Raw genomic sequence first — 21,049 nt, forward strand, 5'->3', positions numbered from 1 at the left:
TAATACTTTCTCCTTTGAATGATTCCATAATAAAATTCTTTCACGAAAGATAAGAATTTATCTTTACACCTCTATAACTTAATAGGGTTTGTTTTTCGTATCCATCTTCAGAATATTTTTGAATTATAGAATTAAAAAAGGCTCTTTCATCTTCTATGTGGATTATATCATTTAGTTTAATTTTCCTTTCTGGTGATAAAATATAATTTATAGAAATAATTTCACTTCTTGGATATGGACCACCTAAAGAACTAAAAGTAACGATATCAATACTAATAAATTTTGAGGATATGAGGTTTATATTGTAACCTATTTCATAGAAATAATCGTAAACTTGAGGAACTTCTTCCAAACTTGTTTCTGAATCTATTAAGCCAGTTCTTAAATCACTTAAAATTTCATAAACTATATTTTGAAGATTACTATTTATATTGTTAGAATCAAATTTATCGCTATTTTCAAAAAAGGGTATTGAGCACTCATAATTTATTTTGACATTATTCTTAATGTTTAAAGGCAATTCGATTTCCTTAAATTTTATAGTTTTAGAATCTGAATCTTTTAACCTCAGTATAAAAGCTCCGCCTTCATGTCCTAAGCCATTAAGTATTCCACTGCGTGGAGTCTGAATTATGTCTTTTGGGAAATTTAAAATTACCTGATTTGCAATAATTTCTATTGAAATCTCTTCTAAAGTATTTTCTTCAAGTACTTCACACAAAACTTTATTAAAAGGACTTGATTCTCCTATTTTACCGTCTTTTACTTTTTCGCTACTTCCAGATGTTAAAGCAAATCTTGATTTTCGATTTTCTAATGATTCTATTCCTCCACCTCTTTCAGATTCTTCAAAGATTGCGCCAGAATAACAATTATCTGCTATCAAGCAAAAATGCATTATTTCAGCTTTTTTTACAAAATTTAGTATTTCAAGAGTTGAAATCCAAGTTGATTGATCGTAAATATCTGCATCAGATGGAAGCCAAAATGAAGTTTCAATTCTTGGATTGTATTCACCATGACCAAAAAAAAGAATTATTAAATTTTCATCATCTAAAGAATTTATGATGTAATCGTAAAGAGTTTTATAAATGAAGCTTTTTGTTGTTTGCTCTTTATGAAGTAATAATTCTACATCGTCAAACTGATATTTAGATTGTAATAAACTGATTAATTTATTCAAATCACTTTGACAATTATTCAATTTTTTAATTCTATCATCTGAATATTCATCAATGCCAATTCCTAAAATTTTATTTACCATTTATTATATTCAAATTTATGTTTGTTTCCTACTTTCTGCGCCAAAATATCTGCCAACTAGTATATAACATCACTTTCTCTCCTCTCCACAACCCACTCTGTTACGCACTACTTTTCCTAGTTGTAAAGAACTACTTTAAAAATTAGTATTCCTATACCTACTTTTAGTGATATTTTGACGGATTGATTATTGGCCTTCAACTATGGTTCTAAAGGTGAGGTTGACTCGGGCTTTGGTCACTAGTTTCGTTGGGGGTAGGCGGTGCAGCCAGTGGGTTTGGGTTTGGTCTTTCATGACTAGTAGGCTGCCGTTCTCTAGGATTCTAGAAATGGTTTCTTTGGTTTCTTTGTGCTTGAACGCAAATTTGCGTTCGGCACCAAAGCTTAGGGAAGCAATGGCGCCATTTTTCTTGAGGTCTTTCTCGCCGTCGCTGTGCCAGGCCATGCCTTCATTGCCATCGTGGTATAAATTGAGGAGGCAGGAATTGAATGTTTCTCCAGTACGGGCTTCGGCTAGGGATTTGAGTTCTAATAGTGCTGCTGTCCACGGCAAGGCTTGCTTGGTGGTGTTAGAGTAGGTGTAGTTGTAATTTGCATCGCCGTACCAAGCGACTTTGCGTTTGGTAATGATGCGTTTCCCAAAGATGATGGCTTGATCGTTTTGCCAGTCAATGTTAGTGAGTAATTCTTGCAGGTAGGCCACGGCTTTTGCGCTGGGCATCAAGGGGCCGTAGTAATTTACGGTTCCGTCATGAGGTAGTAAATTGATGGTTTCTTGTGGTGCGGTATTGAATAAATCCATAGTGGTACGGGAAAAGGTATCGGGAGTACAAGATCGGGAAATGTTTTTGAAATTCGAACTTTTTTGGTCCAAAAATAAGGGGGTCACAGCGACGGTTTTGCGTGAGGGGTTGCAGTGAAAATCCTCCCGTTTTCTCGGGAGATTGCAACGGAAGACCCGACCCGTAGGGGCACGCCCAAACTATGTACCTACTACACGAACTCTGGATGGGGTGGAACGGGGACTTTGGCTGTTTGTGGCTAACTGCTTTATCAATTGTTAATTATACGTTAAATGCCATTCTAAAATGCATTAAAACGAGGTTTAAAATTATTTTTGGTAGAAATAAATCATAAAAAACACCCCTATATGAAGAAAGTATTAATTGTAGCTGGTCTTGTTGCCTTACTGTTTGTACCCCATCAAATAGTTGCCCAAAAGAGATGGCATATTGATTCGAAAAAGAATAAAAAACCTGCGGTTGTAGCGCCTGTCGAGAAGAAACCGGAGACGACTATTAAGGAATACAGCAAGGTGATTACGAAGGATGCCGTGACTGACGCAGGATTGTTTGCGGTGCATAAAGTGGACAAAAAGTATTTTTTTGAGATTCCCAATGCGTTACTTAATAAAGATATGCTGCTGGTGAGTAGGCTGTCTAAACTGCCATCTAATTTAGGAGGTGGGTATGTGAATGCAGGATCAGAGACTAATGAGCAATTGATTGTTTGGCAGCGTTTCCAGGACAAAATATTGATCAAAGTTAAGTCGTATAATGCCGTGGCCAATGATAGTTTACCTATTAGTATATCTGTCAAATCGAATAATTATGAGCCTACTTTGTATGCGTTTGATATTGTCGCTTTTAGCAAAGATTCGGCCAATACGGTGATTGATGTCACTAAATTTTACAGCACCGATGTGAAGTCCATTAGTGGCTTATCGGGCAGTATGAGAGAGGCTTACAAGGTAAAAGGACTGGATGATTCGCGTAGTTTTATCAATGCGATGCGCAGTTACCCCATGAATATTGAGGTGATTCAGGATTTTACCTATAATGCCTCAAAACCTCCCGTGCTGGAAGATACAGAGACGATAAGCATCCAGATGAATCAATCGATGATCCTATTGCCCGAAAAGTTAATGCAGCCTAGACTGGCAGATCCTCGAGTGGGATGGTTCACGATGAGTCAATACAATTACAGTAGTGAGGAATTAAAATCAGACCAGAAAACATACATTCGCAGGTGGAGGCTAGAGCCCAAAGATCCTATCGCTTACGCAAAAGGGGAACTGGTAGAACCGATCAAACCGATTGTTTACTACATTGATCCTGCTACGCCAGAGAAATTGCGAAAGTACATCAAACAAGGAATTGAAGAATGGCAAAAACCATTTGAAACCGCAGGATTCAAGAATGCTATTATTGCCAAAGATCCGCCTACTAAGGAGGAAGATCCTGATTTTAGCCCAGAGGATATTCGGTATTCGGTGATTCGTTATGTGGCCAGCACTACGCGTAATGCGGTTGGCCCAAGCGTATCTGACCCAAGAACGGGGGAGATAATTGAGAGCGATGTAATATGGTACCACAACCATTTGCGATCGTATAGAAACCGTTATTTACTTGAAACTGGTGCGGCTAACCCAACGGCGCGTACCTTGAAAACAAGTGATGAGGAAATGGGTGAAATGATGCGTTTTGTAATTGCGCACGAAGTGGGACATGCACTTGGTTTTCCGCATAATATGGGAGCCAGTTGCGCTTATGATACCGAGAGTTATCGTGATGCTGCTTTTACGCAAAAGAATGGTATTGCTGCCAGTTTAATGGATTATGCTCGTTTTAATTATATCGCACAGCCAGGAGACAAAGGAGTGCGTTTCATACGCCAGATGGGACCTTATGACCATTATGCAGTGAATTGGGGCTACCGCGCGATTGCTAATGCAAGTACTCCAGAAGCCGAAGTGCCAACACTGGACAAATGGATTATGGAAAAAGCAGCTGATCCTATGTATAAATTTGGAAAACAAAGCAGCAGTTTTGATCCCAGTTCACAAACCGAAGATATAGGGAATAACTCGATGAAAGCGAGCACCTACGGACTTAAAAACTTGCAGTTTGTAGCCAGTCATTTGTCACAATGGACCAGTGATGTGACTAATAATTATGAGGATCTGGATGAGTTGTACAAGGAAATGCTGGATGTATGGAGTAGGTACGTAGGTCATGTGGTTACTAATGTAGGTGGTGTATATGAAGACTTAAAAAAACCGAACCAAAAAGGAGCGGTGTACGAACTGGTTGCCAAAGAAAAGCAGCAAGAAGCCATGCAATGGCTGCAAAGTAACGCTTTTAACTCACCTACTTGGTTAGTGAATGTATCTACTTTAAAGAACATTGATTATGCTGGTTATACAGAGCGTTTTAGAAGTTTGCAAGTACGTCATTTAAACAACGTGTTGAGTTTTGGCCGTATTGGTCGTTTAATGGATGCCGAGATTCTGGGTGCCAATAATTACAAAGCATTGGACTTGCTGCGTGACATGCGCAAAGGGATTTGGAAAGAAGCAATCTCGGGAACGAATGCCACGATTTACCGCCGAAACTTGCAACGTGCGTACATTGAAAGAATGGAGTACTTGATGAACGAAAGCTTGAAACCAGGCGGTTATGAAGAGTATTACAATGTATCACAGTCTGATGTGCGTGCACTGGTGCGCGGAGAGTTGACCGCTTTGAAATCAAGTTTGAATCTTGCCAAAGCAAAAGCGGTAAATACGGAAACCAAATACCATTATATGGATTGCATCAAGCGAATCGACTTGATACTTGATCCTAAGTAATACAAAGACCAGATTGCCCTTTAAATGAGGTTGCTTTAGCTTCATTTAAAGGATCGCAATCCAAGGTTGCAATACGTTTAAATGGTTTTATATTAAAAAGCAGTAGTTGCCATTATGCAATTTCAAATAGCAGTGAAACCCTTTAATAGGCACTTATAGACAAAAAAATATCCGCCATTGGCGGATATTTTTGTTTCAGGAACTATTTCTTTTTCTTGGCTTTAGGATTTGTCACCGTTTTCTGGATGGGTTCGCTAAAGATCTCTAAATTCTTTTTCATAAGTCGTTGCTCTAGCCAGCTTAATAGTTTGGCTCTGGATGCAGAGTTCAGTTCGACTTGTGATTTGTAAATCAAAATAGGGACTGTTTTAAGGCTGTCTGTACCTTCATTGAAGCTGTGATTTGCAATCGAAATGTTTTGTACTTCTGGGAACAGAATTTTTATTTCGGATAGCAATAGCTTGGTTGGGTATTTATTGTCGGCTATTTCTTTTTTAAGTTTTAAAATCGAAATATCTTTTTCACTCAAAACGGATTTGTTGTACTTAATTTCGTTTAAGATATCGCTTTTCAAATCTGTGGTATCCTGCATCACAATCAATTTGGTGTTATTGATGTCGTAGGCTTTTAATTTTTCATTCAGCGCTTTTATCTCTTTATCGCTAAATTTTTTAGTAAGGAATCCCAGCTCTAGTTTTTTAGGACTTACGTTGAATTTTGTTTTTTTATACAAAATGGCAATTCCTTTGTTGGTGAATTCTGTTTCCATAAAAACATCAATCTGATGTTGGTATTTTTTTTCTTTAAACAATTGATTTGCAAAATAAATACTAGGCAGTACTAATAATGTGATCAATACGGTAATACTGTTTTTTACAATTTTTTGATGTCTTTGATCCAATAGTTTTTTGATTGGATATTTTAAAAACTTAACAATAAAGAAAGTCGAGATACAGATAAAAACACAATTAATAGAGTACAAGTACATGGCTCCAAAAAAGAATTTAAAGTTCCCTAATGCTAATCCATACCCTGCCGTACAAAGTGGTGGCATAAGAGCAGTAGCAATGGCTACACCTGGAATAGGATTTCCTTTGTCAACCCTAGTAGTAGCAACTGCACCTACAATTCCACCAAAAAAGGCAATAAGAATGTCGTAGATGTTGGGCGATGTTCGGGATAATAATTCGGGTTGTACTTCTTTAAACGGACTTAAATAAAAGTAAAAGGCGGATACTAATAGACCTACTAAAGTAGCGACTAATAAGTTTTTAAGCGATTTTTTTAGTAAATCAAAATCATAAATTCCCAAACTAAATCCGGCACCTACAATAGGTCCCATCAATGGAGAGATAAGCATAGCTCCAATAATTACAGCAGTCGAGTTGACATTTAAACCTACAGAAGCAACCACAATGGCGCAGGCAAGAATCCATAGATTAGATCCTCTAAATGAAATGTTTGACTTTACATCTTCTAAGACTTTATTTTTGTCTTCTTCGCCTTTGTTCAGATTGATGTAATCAAAAAGCTTATTAAGAATTATATTCATTTCCCTGTTTTAAAGTTTTTTTTAAGAAGAAAAAACCAATTACTCCTGCAATTAACGATGATAAAAGTATCGCAAATTTGGCATGACTGATAATGGTTTGATCATCAAACGCGAGTAAAGTTATGAAAATAGACATTGTAAATCCTATTCCTCCTAAAAAACCTACAGCAAAAATTGTTTTCCAGTTCAAATCGGCTGGTAATTTACACAGTCCTAGAGTGACAGCAAGGAAGCTGAATAAAAAGATTCCTACCGGTTTCCCAATCACTAGTCCTAATGCAATTCCTAGACTATAATGTTGGGTAACAATATCTACAATATCAGCACCTATAACGATAGCAGTGTTCGCTAATGCAAATAATGGCAGGATAATAAAACCAACAGGTTTGTGTAAAAAGCGTTGTAATTTGGTCGAAATAGAATCTTCGTCGCCCTTACCAAACGGAATAACAAATGCGAGTAAAACTCCTGTTACTGTTGCGTGAATCCCAGAATGTAGCATGAACCACCACATAATCACACCACCAACCATGTAGGGAATGATGTTGTGTACTTTTCGTCTATTTAATACAAACAGCAATAGCATTACTCCTAATGAGATAAATAGATTGGTCCATAAAATGGTTTTGGTATAAAAGATAGCAATGACAAGAATAGCTCCTAAGTCGTCTATAACAGCAAGTGCTGTCAAGAATATTTTAAGCGATAGCGGTACTCTGTTTCCTAATAAGGACAAGATTCCTAAGGCAAAGGCAATATCTGTAGCCATTGGGATACCTGCTCCAGAGTGGGCTACCGTTCCATAATTAAGCCATAAATAAAGACCAGCAGGAACAAGCATACCGCCCAGTGCGGCAAATATTGGTAGTAAGGCGTCTTTGATGTTTGATAGTTCACCTTTGTAAATTTCGCGTTCAAGTTCTAAACCAATTAGTAGGAAGAAAATAGTCATTAAACCATCGTTGATCCAGTATTCTATAGGCTCACCAGCTAATTTTGTGTGCCAAGTATGAAGGTATTGTGTAGCAAATATCGAATTGGCCATTACTAATGAAAACAACGTACACCCGATCAAGATTAATCCACTTGCTTTTTCATTGTCAAAGAATTCTTTAAAGAGATCACCAGTATAAATTTTCTTAATGGTTTTTTTCATTTTTCCTTTCATGTATTCTAAAGTATTTTTTTGCCCATAATCAAGGGCTTATTGTCTGTTTGCTGCTGTTTTTTGAGCTTATTTACAAAAATAAGTAAATTGTTACTAAACCCCACTTAATAAAAGATTAATTATGGGATTTTTTTAGAATTCTAAAAAAGAAAGCAAAAACAATTTACTACCGTAAATAGGAGGTTGTAGCGATCCTGTTTTCTTTTTTGAAGATCTTAAAATGCAGGTAACATTATAATTTGTTTAGCATTAGCTTGTTAAGGTAGATATTTATTTTAGCAAGGAGAGTTTTGTATTTCTTTTAATATCGAATAGGATTTCAACCGTGCTTCATGATTGTAAATGTGAGAAACCACCATTAACTCGTCAATTTGTGTTTGCTGTACAAACTGCGTTAGTTGTTTTTTCAGGTCCACAGGATTACCAATGAAAGAATATTTTAAAAATTGACTTAAGGCTTGGCTTGCTTGTGGGCTCATCTGGAAATTGGAGTCGGCGGGTTGCAATGGTTTGCGATCGTTAGTCAATATTCCTAAAAATATTTTTTGCATTGAAGTGGCAAGTATTTGTGCTTCTTCGGTAGTATCGGCGGCAGTTACGTTGACGCATGCCATAGCATAGGGTGCTTGTAAATGCACCGAAGGCTTAAAATTAGTACGATAAATACGCAAAGCTTCGTGCAATTGTTGTGGTGCAAAGTGACTGGCAAAAGCATAGGGAAGTCCTGCTGCAGCAGCTAGTTTGGCACTTTCAGTACTGGATCCTAAAATCCAAATGGGAATATTGAGGCCTTCACCAGGAATGGCCCGTACGGGTGCATCTTGATTGTCATTTGATAAATAATCTTGTAGTTCGCGTACGGTTTTTGGAAACGCAAATGCTGCTTGGTCGTTGCGTTCTAAAGCTCTTGCGGTTAACTGATCGGTTCCTGGAGCACGACCAAGACCTAAGTCAATTCGATTGGGATACAGGGTGGCAAGTGTGCCAAATTGCTCTGCAACAACAAGTGGTGCATGATTGGGAAGCATAATACCTCCGGATCCTACTCGTATTTTAGTAGTTCCATTGGCCACATGACCTATTAAAATGGCTGTCGCCGATGAGGCTATGCTTGCCATATTGTGATGTTCAGCCAGCCAGAATCTATTGAAATCTAGGGATTCGGCTTTTTGTGCTAAGTTAAGGCTGTTTTTGAAGGAATCAGCGGCTGTTTTTCCTTCTAAAATGACCGCTAAGTCTAAAATGGATAAAGGTATATTTTGAAATTCGTTTGTCATTTTAAGTGTTTTTTTATGAAACTATTCTACAGCCTGATACGCAATAGTATGTTTCATTAGTAAGTCGGTTTGTTTGTCATTGCCCACAGTAAAAACATGAGTATCAAAAGTGCTAAAACCATTTTTTGTATAAAAAGCAATTGCTCGGTGATTTTGTTCCCAAACGCCTAACCAGATAAAAGTGACCGGTTTTTGCTGCACGATTTTGAATACTTGGTCTATAAAAAGTTGGCCTATTTTTTTTCCATGGTATTCTTTTAAAACGTAGATGCGTTGTACCTCTAATGCCTTTTGGTCTATGACTTCGGTTTGTGATTGACCAAAATTGATTTTGAGATAACCAATAGGGAGATCGTCCCAAAAAGCCAAATAAAATTGGGATTCTGGATTTTGTAATTCGCTTGTTAATTGAGGGGTATTGAAACTTTTTTCGAGGTATTGGGCGATGTTTTCGGTGGTATTTTCGGATGCAAAAGTTTCCATGAACGTTTGTTGTCCTAATTGTTGAATGGAAGTAAGATCGTTTAAATCGGCTTTTTTCAGTGTTATTGCAGGCATATTTAATGTGGTAAAAGTATAATTGGCATTCTGATTCAAAAATACGGTAAATAAAAATTGAAACCATTTTTAATTTCTATTTCATCATAGAACTATTCAATTTGTAAATAGCTATTTCTTATTTTCAATTTGTACTTTTGGACTATTAGAAGCATCAACCTGAAATAGGAATTACTTATGAAAATCGTTATATCGCCTGCCAAATCATTAAATTTCGAAAAAGACCTACCTACAACGCACTATACTGAGCCTTTGTTTTTGAAGGAATCCAGACAAATTCAAAAAGTCTTAAAGCATGAAAGTCCGAAAAACCTATCGGAACTGATGCATATTTCAGAAAAATTAGCCAATTTGAATTGGCAACGCAATCAAGATTGGAAAACTCCTTTTACAATAGAAAATGCACGTCCAGCAATTTATACGTTTGATGGTGATGTGTACACGGGTTTAGATGGTTATTCCATACCGATGGAAAAATTAGACAAACTTCAAGACAGTTTACGCATTTTATCCGGATTGTACGGTTTATTAAAACCTTTAGATCTCATCCAAGCCTACCGTTTGGAAATGGGTACAAAAATTCCTATTGGCGAAAGCAAAAACTTATACGAATTTTGGAAAACAACCATTACTAAAGCCTTGAATAAAGAGCTAGAAGAAGGGGAGTTGTTTATCAATTTGGCAAGTAATGAATATTTTTCGGCTGTTGATGTAAAAGCATTAAAAGTACCAGTAATTACTCCAGATTTCAAGGACTATAAAGAGGGGAAATTAAAAATAATTAGCTTTTTTGCCAAGAAGGCGAGGGGAATGATGGTGCGCTATATTATTGATACCGATGCTAAAACCATTGACGATTTAAAAGGATTTAATTACGAGGGCTATCAATTTGACGCAAATTTATCAAAAGGGAATCACTTAGTTTTTACACGATAACGGATGATGAAACCCGATAAAAAAACGCCAATTTCAATAGTTGAAATTGGCGTTTTTTATTTTATTACTAGTGCATTGCATCGGCCGGATTGATTTTGTTTTTTCCTTTTTTAATTAGAAAAACAATCGGTATGCAACACAGGAACATAATTCCTAAGTAGTAAAAAATATCCATATACGATAAAATAGTACTTTGCTTCATCACGGAATAATCAATGGCTTGATAAGCTTTTTTTAAGGCTTCATTGGATGTAAATCCTTTGGACATAAATCCTTGTTGTAATTTGATAATGCGTTGTTGTACTTCGAAACGACTTCCGTCTAAATGCGAAACAAGATTTACGCGGTGTTCTTGACTAAAACGAGTGATAAAAGTGGTGATAATTGCAATACCAAAGGAGCCTCCCAATTGTCGCATCATTCCTGTAAATGCAGCTCCTTCACCAATATTCTTTCCAGATAAAGTAGACAGCGATAAGGTTGTAATAGGAACAAAAAGCAATCCTAAACCAACTCCTCTCAAAATTAATGACCAGTATAAATGTTCAACTCCGGTATCTGGTGTCATTGCGTCATGCATCATGAACGTAAAGATAAAAAACACAAGAAAACCAGCACTTACCATATAACCTTGAGGAACTCCTCTTTGAATTAGTTTACCAATAATAGGCATCATAAAAGCGGTTGTGATGGATCCAGGAATTAATAATAAACCAGCATCTGTGGCGGTCCATCCCAAAACAGACTGCGTGTATATTGGAATAATTAAGGTAGATCCGTACAAACCAAAACCTAGAATAAAGCTCATTAATGTTCCTATTCGTAAGTTTCCATCTTTTAATACGCTTAAGTTAACAATTGGATATTTATAGGTTAATTGTCTCCATATAAAAAACAGCAGCGCAAAAAACGAAGTAACACTCAATGTTATAATTAAATCATTATTGAACCAATCGTCTTGTTGGCCGTGTTCTAATACAAATTGTAAGGAACCAATAAATGTGGCTAGTAGAATAATTCCGTACCAATCGACTTGGTTTGACTTTAATTTTTCGCCGTATTTTGGACTTTTTACAAAGCTAAGTGTTAGTAATGTAGCTATAATTCCCAGCGGGATGTTGATATAAAAAATATAAGGCCAAGAAAAATGATCGACTAAATATCCTCCTAATGGCGGCCCTAAGGTAGGTCCAACAATAACCCCCATTCCGTAGATGGCTTGGGCCATTCCGCGTTTTGCAATGGGGTAGCTTTCGGTTATAATAGTTTGAGCGGTTACTAATAAAGCACCTCCACCAAGACCTTGAACAAATCGAAAGGCCACAAGTTCCCATATATTGGTAGCATTACCACATAAAAAGGAAGAAACGGTAAAAATGATTATTGAAACAGCAAAATAATTACGTCGTCCAAATTGCTGAGACAACCAGCTCGTCATGGGGATCACAATCACATTTGCAATAGCATAAGCAGTAATTACCCAAGCCACATCGGTTAGGGTGGCGCCTAGGCTTCCTCGCATATTGGTTAGTGCAACATTGACAATAGTTGTATCTACAATTTCCAGTAGGGCACATAGCACTGCTGTAATCGTAATAATAACACGTCTAAAGCCGTATTCTACTAAATCGTCTTCTGGTTTTACCATGTTATTTTATATGTACATCAACATCCACATTCATTCCTGGACGTAATAATTTTATTTTTTCTACATCATTATCGGCATCAATACTGATTTTCACAGGCAAACGCTGAATGGTTTTTACAAAATTCCCTGTAGCATTGTCAGGAGGCAAGATTGAAAAACGAGATCCTGTTGCTGGTGAAAATGAAGTAAGAGTTCCTTTGAAGTCATAGTCAGGGTAAGCGTCTACTTTAATAGTCACTTTTTGTCCTGTTACCATTTTATTCAATTGTGTTTCTTTAAAATTAGCAATAACCCAAGCTTCTTGATTGTTGATGATATAAAATAAAGACTGTCCCGGTTGTACTAGTTGCCCTGGTTGAATATCAATTTTAGATACTTGTCCGTCAATGGCAGCAGTAACTACAGTGTAGCTTAAGTTTAAAATGGCAGTATCTAGTAACGCTTGCGCTCTTTTAATATTGGCAGCAGCCACATCAGTTTGCTTGCTTGAAACTTTGGATTTAGCAATCGTAGCCGATTTTTGAAAAGCAGATGCTTTTTCTTGCTGTTGTAAAATACGCACTTGATTTTCGGCTTCTTGTTTTGCTGCTAATGCTTGCTCGTATTGTTGTTTTGTAATAGTATGCGATTGATATAAATTGTTATATCGATTAAAATCACTAGTCATACGACCTAATTTAATTTTAGCCGATTCAATATTTCCACCTGCCGATTTAACATTGGCATCAGATACTGAAATACTAGCCAAAATAGTTCCGATATCGGCTTTTGATACTTCAAAATTCCCCTCGGCAGCAGCAAGATTAGCCGTTGCTTCGTCAATTTTTAATTGGTAATCTCTTTTGTCAATGGTAAATAAGGTATCTCCTTTTTTTACAAAATCATTGTCTTTGATGTATACTTTACTCACATAGCCCGAAACTCTTGGGATTATAGGATTCATTTTCTTTTCAACTTGTGCATCATCTGTTCCTTCATGTGAAAGAGAGTGAATGTATTTGTAAGTTCCATAAGCAAAACCTAATAGTACTAATGAAACGATGATTATGATAAACTTTGGGTTTGATTTTTTCTTTTCCATTTTGGTACTGATTATATTTTTGAAAGATTGAAGGTTTGGTTTAATTGTCCGCTTACTGAAAGCAGTTCGTAATATTTTTGAATCACATTTGCTTTCGCTAATGTTTTATTGATTTTTGAGCCTAATTGTTCTACATCTGCTTCTAGTAAATCATTAGTGTCTGAAAGACCGTTATCGTATTTGTCTTTGATGATTCTATAATTTTCCGAAGCTTGTTCAACAGCTTGGTTGTAAACTAGGTTTTGTTTTAAGGCTAAGTCATAATCTTCGATCGCTTTTTGCACCTCAATCTTGATGTAATCTTTTAGCATGGCTTCGGCATTTTGAAGTTCTAATGCTTTGCTTTCGGCAATTTTGACAGTAGTACCGTTTTTCAAAATTCCGCTTAGATCATACGATAGTCCAACACCTATGTTCATGGCGTTTTGAACAACCAGCACGTTTTTTAGGTTTAAGGCTGTGTAACCACCTAGAATAGCAATGGACGGATAATACCCGCTTTTTGCAATTTTGATATTGGCTAGACTTGCTTTTTCTTGAAACTGTATTGCTTCAAGATCTTTACGGTTTTGCAAAGCCAGTTGCTCGTCTGTAGGGATATTGTTCATTTGAAAGTCGGCAAAATCACTTTCTCTAACTTCCAACTTTGTTTTAGCATCCATTTTTAACAGACTAATAAGCTCAAAGTTGACTACGTTTAAATCACTAATTGCGCGGTCTAATGTCAACTGTATTTTTGAAACTTGAAGTTGTGATTTCAATAAATCATTACGCGGAATAATTCCGTTTTTCTCCAATTCTATAAAGTCAGTGACACGTTGTTGGGCACTTTTTTGATTCTCTTTAAGCAGTTCAACCGTTTTTTGTGCTTTGTATAAACTAGCGTATAAGTTCACCACCTTCATAGCCACCTCTTCCTTAGTTTGCATTGCATTTGCAGCCTCCGCTTGGTAGAGTTGATCCGAAAGCTTAATGCTATTTTTTATTTTGAACCCTGCAAATACAGGCAAAGTAGCATTGGCTTGACCTAAAACCAATTGATCTACAATAGGCAAAGGATCTGAACTACTGCTGCTAGTTGTTTTTAAATCAATAGTTACTTTAGTTAAACGCTGGTATTGGCCAGAGATTTTAAAATCAGGATACTGATTGTTTTTCGCCGATTGCAATTCCAGTCTTGAAGTTTCTACCTTGGTGTTAGCCATAGTAACTTCATTACTTTTATTCCAAGCCATTTGAATAGCTTGTTCGAGTGTTAAACTCGTTTTGTCTTGTGCTTCCATCGAGTAGATTCCTATAAAGAAAAATCCAAAAAGCATGATTTGACTAACTTTCATATATTAATAGCGCTTTTATTGTTTGTTGAATGTGTTTGGTAAGACTTGTTTTAATATAACTTTCAAATTGTTCCTCTTTGTTTAAATGTAGCAGATTTTGAAAAAAAGACTTATTCATGTTAAAATGAAAGAACGTCCCTAATATAGTAGGGGAGATCAATTCAATAATAATGTCTTTTCTAAAAACGCCTTTGTTTTGCCCTTCTTTGATGATTGCAGTCAAAGATTTTAAATTTCCTTTTCGCAATTCATCAAGAACTTCGATTTTTATATCATTATTGCCCACTGCAAATTCAAAATGTAAAATCCTGTAAATTCCTTTGTTGCAATTGATTCGATTGATATATAACTCGATTAGTTTATCAATTTTATCAATAGGTTCTAGGTTTTCGGCAGAAAGATTTTCTAGTTGAAATTTTAAATCCTTAGTTCTATAGGAAACTAATGATTCTAGCAGTTTCTCTTTTGATCCAAAATAATATGAAATCATGGCAACGTTAATCTTGGCTTCCTTAGATATAGATCTAATAGAAGTGCGATCAAAACCATTCTCGGCAAATAGCGTTTCGGCTACTTGTAGAATTTGGATTTGTTTGTCGTTAAAAGTTTCTTCTGAAGTCATATTAAAAATAATGTTAAACAAAATTAAACAACTGTTTAATTTAAACAGTTGTTTAATTTTTATTTAACATAAAATTAACAAAATTATTTTTGTGAAGGAATCTTGTTTTAAAAGGGGTTTCTACTAGCAATCAGCAGGGTAGCTTTGTTGCTGTTTGCGTTTTAATACTTGTTTGGTATCCAATGGTTTTTAGGTATTAGAGCCATCACTCATCTTGATTTGCGCTAATAAGTGCAACAACTTGGCTTCGTTGAAGGGTTTGCTGCCAAACTGGAATACGCAAGGATGTGCAATAGCTTTTTTTTCATCTGCAGGATTTGCGGATGCGGATAGCATTATGATTTTGCTTTGAGCTGTACCAACAATTTTTTGATATTCATCTAGAAAATCCCAACCATCCATGATAGGCATATTGATGTCAAGGAAAATGAGTTCTGGTACAACAAGCGGTTGGTGCGATTTGTCAAATAGTAGTTCTAACGCCTGTTTCCCGTTGTTTACGATATGTATGTTGTCTATGATTTTTAATCGTTCCAAAAATATTTTATGTAAAAAATTGGAAGCAAAATCATCATCAATTAATAAAACATTGCTAATTCGTTTCATAAGTTAGGTTTTTGATATTGTAAACATAAAGGTAGTTCCTTTATTTTCTTCAGATTCAAACCAAATATGGCCATCGTGCATTTCGACAATTTTTTTACAATTGGCTAGTCCGATTCCCGTTCCGGGATACTCATCTTGATTGTGTAATCTTTGAAAAACATCAAATATTTTTTTGGCATAAGCACTGTCAATTCCTATTCCGTTGTCTTTAACGTTAAACTGGTAATACCCATGTTTTTCTTGGCAGGATATGTCAATTTGAGGTGCTTTTGAGCTATTAAATTTAATAGCATTCGAGATTAAATTTTGAAACAACAATCGAATATTAATCTCTTGTCCTTTCATTTTTTTAGGCAATGAATCAATGTTAATTGTAGTATTAGTTGCTTTTACAAGCGCGCTCATATCAGTTATAATTTGATTTATTGTATTTAAAGGAGTGAATGAAACGGTGTTTACTTCATTGTCTAGTCTAGAATGTTCTAGGACTGCTTTGATTAAATCCTTCATTCTATTGCTTGAATTCAAAATAATATCCAAGAACTGCTGCCCTTCATCGTCAACAATGCTGTCGTATTTTTCGATAAATAACTTGATGAAACTTACAATATTATTTAAGGGCTCTTGCAAATCATGCGAAGCTACGTAGGCAAACTGCGATAATTCATTGTTAGAGATCACTAATTTGGATAAAGACTCCTCTAGCAGTTGTTCGGTTTTCTTTAATTCGGTAATTTCCATTGATACTCCTAGGATGTTGGTAGAGCCATCAATTAAGTTTTTTACTAAAATTTTACTAGTGTTTAACCATTTTAATCCTTCGCTTGTTTCTAAGGATTGTATGGTATTTAATTTAGAAATTCCTGAAGCCATAATAGCTTTGTCGTCTTCCCAAAATGCTTTGGCTTGTTTAGCGGAATAGAAAGTTTTTAAATTTTTTCCTTCAATTTCTGTTTTATCTAGGTTATAGGTGTCGGCCATTAGTTTATTGACCTTGAGATAGTTGTTATTGCTGTCTTTGTAAAAAATCAAGCCTGGGAAGTTGTCGATAATTACTTGTAATTCATTGTGTAAGTTTTTATGTTTCTCTTCGCTTCTTCTTAAATCTTTTTCAATTTGTTTGGTGTTGGTAATATCAACATAGGTAATTACAACGCCGTCAGTGCTTTTTTTAGATGTTACATAGGGTAGGATTTTATTCAAGTAAATATTTCCATCTGTATCAAATATTTCCAGTTCTATGGCAGTTTGAGTGCTGATGACTGTTTTAATACTCTCTATAAATTCACCATCATTTCTATTGGGGAATTTATGCGTAAAATTACTAATCGGTCGGCCTATGTCTGTGTCTTCTAAATTAAAGTGCTTCTTTAATGCCGGAGTAAATTTACGAATGACTAAGGTGTTGTCTAGGAATAATGTACCTATATCTGTACTAATCAATAAATTATTTATGTCGTTACTCAAGTCTTGCAATTCCTTGTTCTTAGCCTGTAGTTCCGTATTGACCGTGTAGAGTTCCTCGTTAACAGATTGTAACTCTTCGTTCGTTCCTTGTAGTTCTTCATTACTGGCCATTAATTCTTCATTTGAAGCTTGCAACTCTTCGTTGCTAGTTTCAAGTTCTTCTACTACATATTGCAATTCCTCCTGCTTGGTTTTTAAATCAATTTCAAGGTCGTCAATGCGCTGTTTGGAGAATTCATCGAGTTCATATTGATCGTATACTATCGTTTTTGCATCTCTGTTTTCTTTTTGATCAAAAGCAATGAGGTACATGACATTGTTTTCTTTCGTTATCCTAGTAAAAGATATATTTAATTTGGTTTGCGTGTTCTTTTGCGGGTAAAGAACGTTGGTGAACACTATTGATTTTTTTTCTTCATTCAGTCTTCGTATTCCATTGCGCACCATTACTGCTAATTTTTCATCTAGCAACAGCATTAAATTCATTTGTACAATACCTTGAGGAATTTGGATTAAGTCTTGGAAATTCCCTTTTATATATAATATGTTGTACTCATTGTCAATAAAGATGCATTTTGGAGCAAATATTTCTGCTAGTTGAGAAGTAAAAACATTTTCGGGAGAGCTTTTTTGCTTTTGAAATTTGGATGTTACATGTAAGTTAGAGTTATTAGTAGTAATTTGATGCATTTTATCTCCTTGGTCAAAGGATGGTAAAACTCTTGTTTTGGTTTTATTAATATAGATGCGCCACTTATTGTTTAGTACTTCAAAATCTTTTTGTAAATCGCCTAAGTTTTCGCTATTTCCTAAAAATAGAAACCCAAACACATTTAAAGAAAACTGAAAATGTTGGAATATTTTTTGTTGTGTTTTCGGTTGTATGTAAATTAACAAGTTGCGACAGGAAATGAAATCCATCTTGATAAATGGTGGGTCCTTGATGATGTTATGGGTCGAAAAAATGATCTTTTTTCGAATTCTTTTAATGATCTGATAGTGTTCCCCCGTTCGTATAAAGTAATGTTCGAGCCGTTGTTGCGAAATATCGTTTACCGCATTTACAATATATTGGCCATTACTAGCTATGTCAATAGCTTTTCGATCAATGTCAGTAGCAAATATTTTAAAGTTGTGTTTTAATCGATTTTCTTTAATGTATTCGTCAACTAGTATAGCTAGTGAGTAGGCCTCTTCGCCTGTGGAACAACCTACAGACCATAATCGAATAGGTTCGTGTGTAGGTCTATCTTTGAATAATTTGGGTAAAACAGTTTCTTTTAAAGTGATGAAAGCCTCTTTGTCTCTAAAAAATGTGGTTACCCCGATAAAGAAATCTCCTTTTAAAATTTCTAGTTCTTCGTCATTATTTTTGATGAATTCTAAGTAATCCTCTAGCTCGTTTATATCTAGTAAATTCATTCGCTTTTCAAGACGTTTTACTAATGTATTGTTTTTATAGAGCCTAAAATCTACACCACAATATTTATGTAGTTCATCTAAAATTTGAATATAAATAAATTCGGTTTCGGTAGTTGTACCGCCGTTATTTACATTTCCGAAGAAGGTGGGTTTGTACGGAAATTTGATGATTTCCTGAGCCAGTTTTGTAGGCGTACCAATGTATTCAGCAAAGCCTGTTGAGATAGCAGTATTGGGCATTCCGTCAAATTGTGCCGATGATGGTTCTTGTACCATAACTGTACCTCCAAAATCTCTAATAGTGCGTATCCCGCGGGAACCATCAGTTCCTGTTCCGTATAAGATTATTCCTATAGCGTTTTCTTGAAATTCTTCGCCTAGTGAATGAAAAAACATATCAATAGGTAAATTTAAAGTGCCTCGTGTTTCTTTTTCAATGTATTCAAAGCAACCATTTTTTATTTTGAGACTAACTTCTTTAGAGTTGAGATAAATGCGATTGGGTTCAATTTTTTCTCCGTCGATTACTGTCGAAATTTTCATTCTAGAATGCCTGCTTAAAAGCTCATCCATTAAACTTTTAAAATTAGGAGATAAATGCTGTACAACACAAAACGCCATACCAGTATTTGTAGGAATATTATCAAAGAATTCTTGTAAAGCGTCCAGGCCACCGGCAGATGCACCAATACCCACTACATAAATGTCATTTCGAGGTTTTTTTACTTTAATTAGAGCAGGTAGCGCTTCACTCTTTGGGGTGTTTTTTTGTATAGCCATTAATTTACTATTAATAATTCCCTTAAAATTTATTCTATGATGTAATACTGTGAGATTACTATTCTTTATTTGTGAATTCGAATATTCCTAAAATAGAACCGATATTTTTTTACTTCTTTTTGTCTAATAGTAAAAGAATAGTGCAACAGCACTTTAATCAGGATCTATATTTACTCAATTTTAAACGGTATTTTTTAATTAGAGAATAAGCGCTTTATTTGATTAAAATTAATAACAGTATTTTATAGCTTTTAGCTAGTCAAATGTAATATTTTATTTTAATGTAATCGTTGTTTTTATGTCGAATTTAAATCAATAACTATAAAAATATAGCAATTCATTAAAAAGCTTCTTAAAAGACTGAGGAGCGCCTTTAAAAAAGGTGTTTTTAAGTATTTTCTAAATATGGTTTGTCTATTTGTGGTAATTGTTTAAAATATTAAGTAACTATGGACTGTAATATGTGTAATTCGTAGTACAACATATTCGTAAAGACATCTATTTTTTAGGCTTCTTTTTTTCGAATTCTAATTTGTAAATCAACCATCCAAAGCCTACTACTAGATGTAGAATTACGATACCGAAGATTATTTTTTCCATTGTAATTAGTTGTTTGTTAAAGGAATGAAGCTTGAATTAAATAAAGTTTCCGTTTTTGTTTTTAATAACTAGTGTCATCTAGTTGTACTTTACCGTTAAATGTGCGATACAAAAAGAAAAAGTAAGCGCCTAATAGCGGTGCGCCAATCAGGACAATAGTTAGCATAATTCCTAGTGATTTTTGTGATGACGCTGCGTTGTAGATCGTTACACTGTATTTTGGATCTATGGTCGAAATTAAAAGTGTAGGGTACAATTGTAAAGCTACTAAAATCAATAAAAAAGCCATTGTTAAAGACGAAAATACTAGCGCTAGCATGTATCTTTTTTTCGAAACCAAACGAGGTACATTGGCTACAGCCAAAAAGGAAAGAACAGGTACAGCAAAATATAAAGGGTTCGCTCTAAAAGTAGCCGTTACTTCAGGAATAAAAATCAAAGTATACATAGTGGTAATCCCAAAACAGATAATAAAAAAGATCATCCCTTTTCTTAGTAAAAAAGTGAGTCGAACGTGTAGTTTTCCTTCTGTTTTTAATAAAAGATAAATAGCGCCTTGCGTCATAAATAAAGCCAATGTGGTAAATCCAACCATGATGGCATACGGATTTAAGAAAGAGAAAAATTTCTCGCCTTGATAGGCAAAATTAGGGCCTAGGGCAAAACCTTGCAAAATATTTCCCAATACCACACCCAATAAAAAAGCGATCATAATACTAGAAACGCTATAAGTAATATCCCAAGTTTTACGCCACCACAGCATTTCTTCGGCGCTTCTAAATTTTATGGCAGCGGCACGAAGTACATTAAACATTAAAAATAACATAAACGGTATGTACATAGCTGATAGCATGGTAGCATACATCACGGGAAAACCAGCAAATAAGGCGCCACCACCAATTACCAACCAAACTTGATTTGCATCCCAAACAGGCGCTATAGCGTTTATGGCTATTCGGCGACTTAAATCTTTTCTAAAGAACAAATGCCATGCGCCTGCACCAAAATCAAAGCCTTCTAAAATGGCATAGCCCGAGAATAATAATCCAATTACTAAATACCATAATGTTGGATAATCAATGCCTAAAAAAGTTTCCATAA

The 21,049-nt window shown here is 35.3% G+C and carries 15 protein-coding genes; 2 read left to right on the forward strand and 13 right to left on the reverse strand.

Annotated elements, in window-relative coordinates; all coding sequences use genetic code 11:
* Window positions 1-40: 40 nt before the first annotated feature.
* Together H8R24_RS12850 and H8R24_RS12855 are read right to left on the reverse strand one after the other, a co-directional pair.
* The gene (locus H8R24_RS12850) at window positions 41-1,264 is read right to left on the reverse strand and encodes a caspase family protein (RefSeq protein WP_187019716.1); all 1,224 of its coding nucleotides are present in this window, start codon (window positions 1,262-1,264) and stop codon (window positions 41-43) included.
* A gap of 186 nt (window positions 1,265-1,450) precedes the next feature.
* Window positions 1,451-2,065, reverse strand: a complete 615-nt coding sequence (locus H8R24_RS12855) for an alpha-ketoglutarate-dependent dioxygenase AlkB family protein (protein ID WP_187019715.1) — start codon at window positions 2,063-2,065, stop codon at window positions 1,451-1,453.
* 348 nt (window positions 2,066-2,413) lie between these two features.
* On the opposite strand from H8R24_RS12855, the gene H8R24_RS12860 reads away from it, so the two are divergent.
* Complete coding sequence (locus H8R24_RS12860) at window positions 2,414-4,894, forward strand: zinc-dependent metalloprotease (RefSeq protein ID WP_187019712.1); 2,481 nt, start codon at window positions 2,414-2,416, stop codon at window positions 4,892-4,894.
* A 202-nt stretch (window positions 4,895-5,096) separates the two neighbouring features.
* On the opposite strand, the gene H8R24_RS12865 is transcribed toward H8R24_RS12860, so the two are convergent.
* The 4 genes from H8R24_RS12865 to H8R24_RS12880 all read right to left on the reverse strand — a co-directional run bounded on the left by H8R24_RS12865 (window position 5,097) and on the right by H8R24_RS12880 (window position 9,449).
* Complete coding sequence (locus tag H8R24_RS12865) at window positions 5,097-6,446, reverse strand: TIGR00341 family protein (RefSeq protein ID WP_187019710.1); 1,350 nt, start codon at window positions 6,444-6,446, stop codon at window positions 5,097-5,099.
* Window positions 6,430-7,602: a Na+/H+ antiporter NhaA gene (nhaA, locus tag H8R24_RS12870; protein ID WP_225876823.1), complete on the reverse strand. Its 1,173-nt coding sequence runs from the start codon at window positions 7,600-7,602 to the stop codon at window positions 6,430-6,432. Before nhaA ends, H8R24_RS12865 begins: the two co-directional genes overlap by 17 nt.
* A 287-nt stretch (window positions 7,603-7,889) precedes the next feature.
* Window positions 7,890-8,891 carry an LLM class flavin-dependent oxidoreductase gene (locus H8R24_RS12875; RefSeq protein WP_187019706.1) on the reverse strand — a complete coding sequence of 334 codons (1,002 nt, stop codon included), beginning with the start codon at window positions 8,889-8,891 and terminating at the stop codon, window positions 7,890-7,892.
* 21 nt (window positions 8,892-8,912) lie between these two features.
* Window positions 8,913-9,449 (reverse strand): GNAT family N-acetyltransferase, encoded by a 537-nt coding sequence (locus tag H8R24_RS12880; protein ID WP_187019703.1) that lies wholly within the window; start codon window positions 9,447-9,449, stop codon window positions 8,913-8,915.
* Window positions 9,450-9,626: 177 nt separating this feature from the next.
* On the opposite strand from H8R24_RS12880, the gene yaaA reads away from it, so the two are divergent.
* Window positions 9,627-10,385: a peroxide stress protein YaaA gene (gene yaaA, locus H8R24_RS12885; protein ID WP_187019692.1), complete on the forward strand. Its 759-nt coding sequence runs from the start codon at window positions 9,627-9,629 to the stop codon at window positions 10,383-10,385.
* Between the two features lie 67 nt (window positions 10,386-10,452).
* Here yaaA and H8R24_RS12890 read toward each other — a convergent pair whose 3' ends face one another.
* From H8R24_RS12890 to cydB, 7 genes are all read right to left on the reverse strand, one after another.
* Window positions 10,453-12,033, reverse strand: coding sequence for an MDR family MFS transporter (locus H8R24_RS12890; protein WP_187019690.1), 1,581 nt, complete (start codon window positions 12,031-12,033; stop codon window positions 10,453-10,455).
* Between the two features lies 1 nt (window position 12,034).
* Window positions 12,035-13,114 carry an HlyD family secretion protein gene (locus H8R24_RS12895; RefSeq protein WP_187019687.1) on the reverse strand — a complete coding sequence of 360 codons (1,080 nt, stop codon included), beginning with the start codon at window positions 13,112-13,114 and terminating at the stop codon, window positions 12,035-12,037.
* Window positions 13,115-13,125: 11 nt separating this feature from the next.
* Entirely contained in the window at window positions 13,126-14,451 is a 1,326-nt protein-coding gene (locus H8R24_RS12900; RefSeq protein ID WP_187019685.1) for a TolC family protein, read from the reverse strand.
* Complete coding sequence (locus H8R24_RS12905; RefSeq protein WP_187019682.1) at window positions 14,441-15,073, reverse strand: TetR/AcrR family transcriptional regulator; 633 nt, start codon at window positions 15,071-15,073, stop codon at window positions 14,441-14,443. Before H8R24_RS12905 ends, H8R24_RS12900 begins: the two co-directional genes overlap by 11 nt.
* A 189-nt stretch (window positions 15,074-15,262) precedes the next feature.
* Window positions 15,263-15,679, reverse strand: a complete 417-nt coding sequence (locus H8R24_RS12910) for a response regulator (RefSeq protein ID WP_187019680.1) — start codon at window positions 15,677-15,679, stop codon at window positions 15,263-15,265.
* Between the two features lie 3 nt (window positions 15,680-15,682).
* Window positions 15,683-19,348 (reverse strand): CheR family methyltransferase, encoded by a 3,666-nt coding sequence (locus tag H8R24_RS12915; RefSeq protein ID WP_187019678.1) that lies wholly within the window; start codon window positions 19,346-19,348, stop codon window positions 15,683-15,685.
* Window positions 19,349-20,009: 661 nt separating this feature from the next.
* A complete protein-coding gene (gene cydB / locus H8R24_RS12920) occupies window positions 20,010-21,047 on the reverse strand; it encodes a cytochrome d ubiquinol oxidase subunit II (protein WP_187019675.1) in 1,038 nt (345 codons plus the stop codon).
* Window positions 21,048-21,049: the final 2 nt, after the last annotated feature.

The sequence above is a fragment of the Flavobacterium muglaense genome (assembly GCF_014305155.1).
GTDB lineage: Bacteria > Bacteroidota > Bacteroidia > Flavobacteriales > Flavobacteriaceae > Flavobacterium > Flavobacterium muglaense.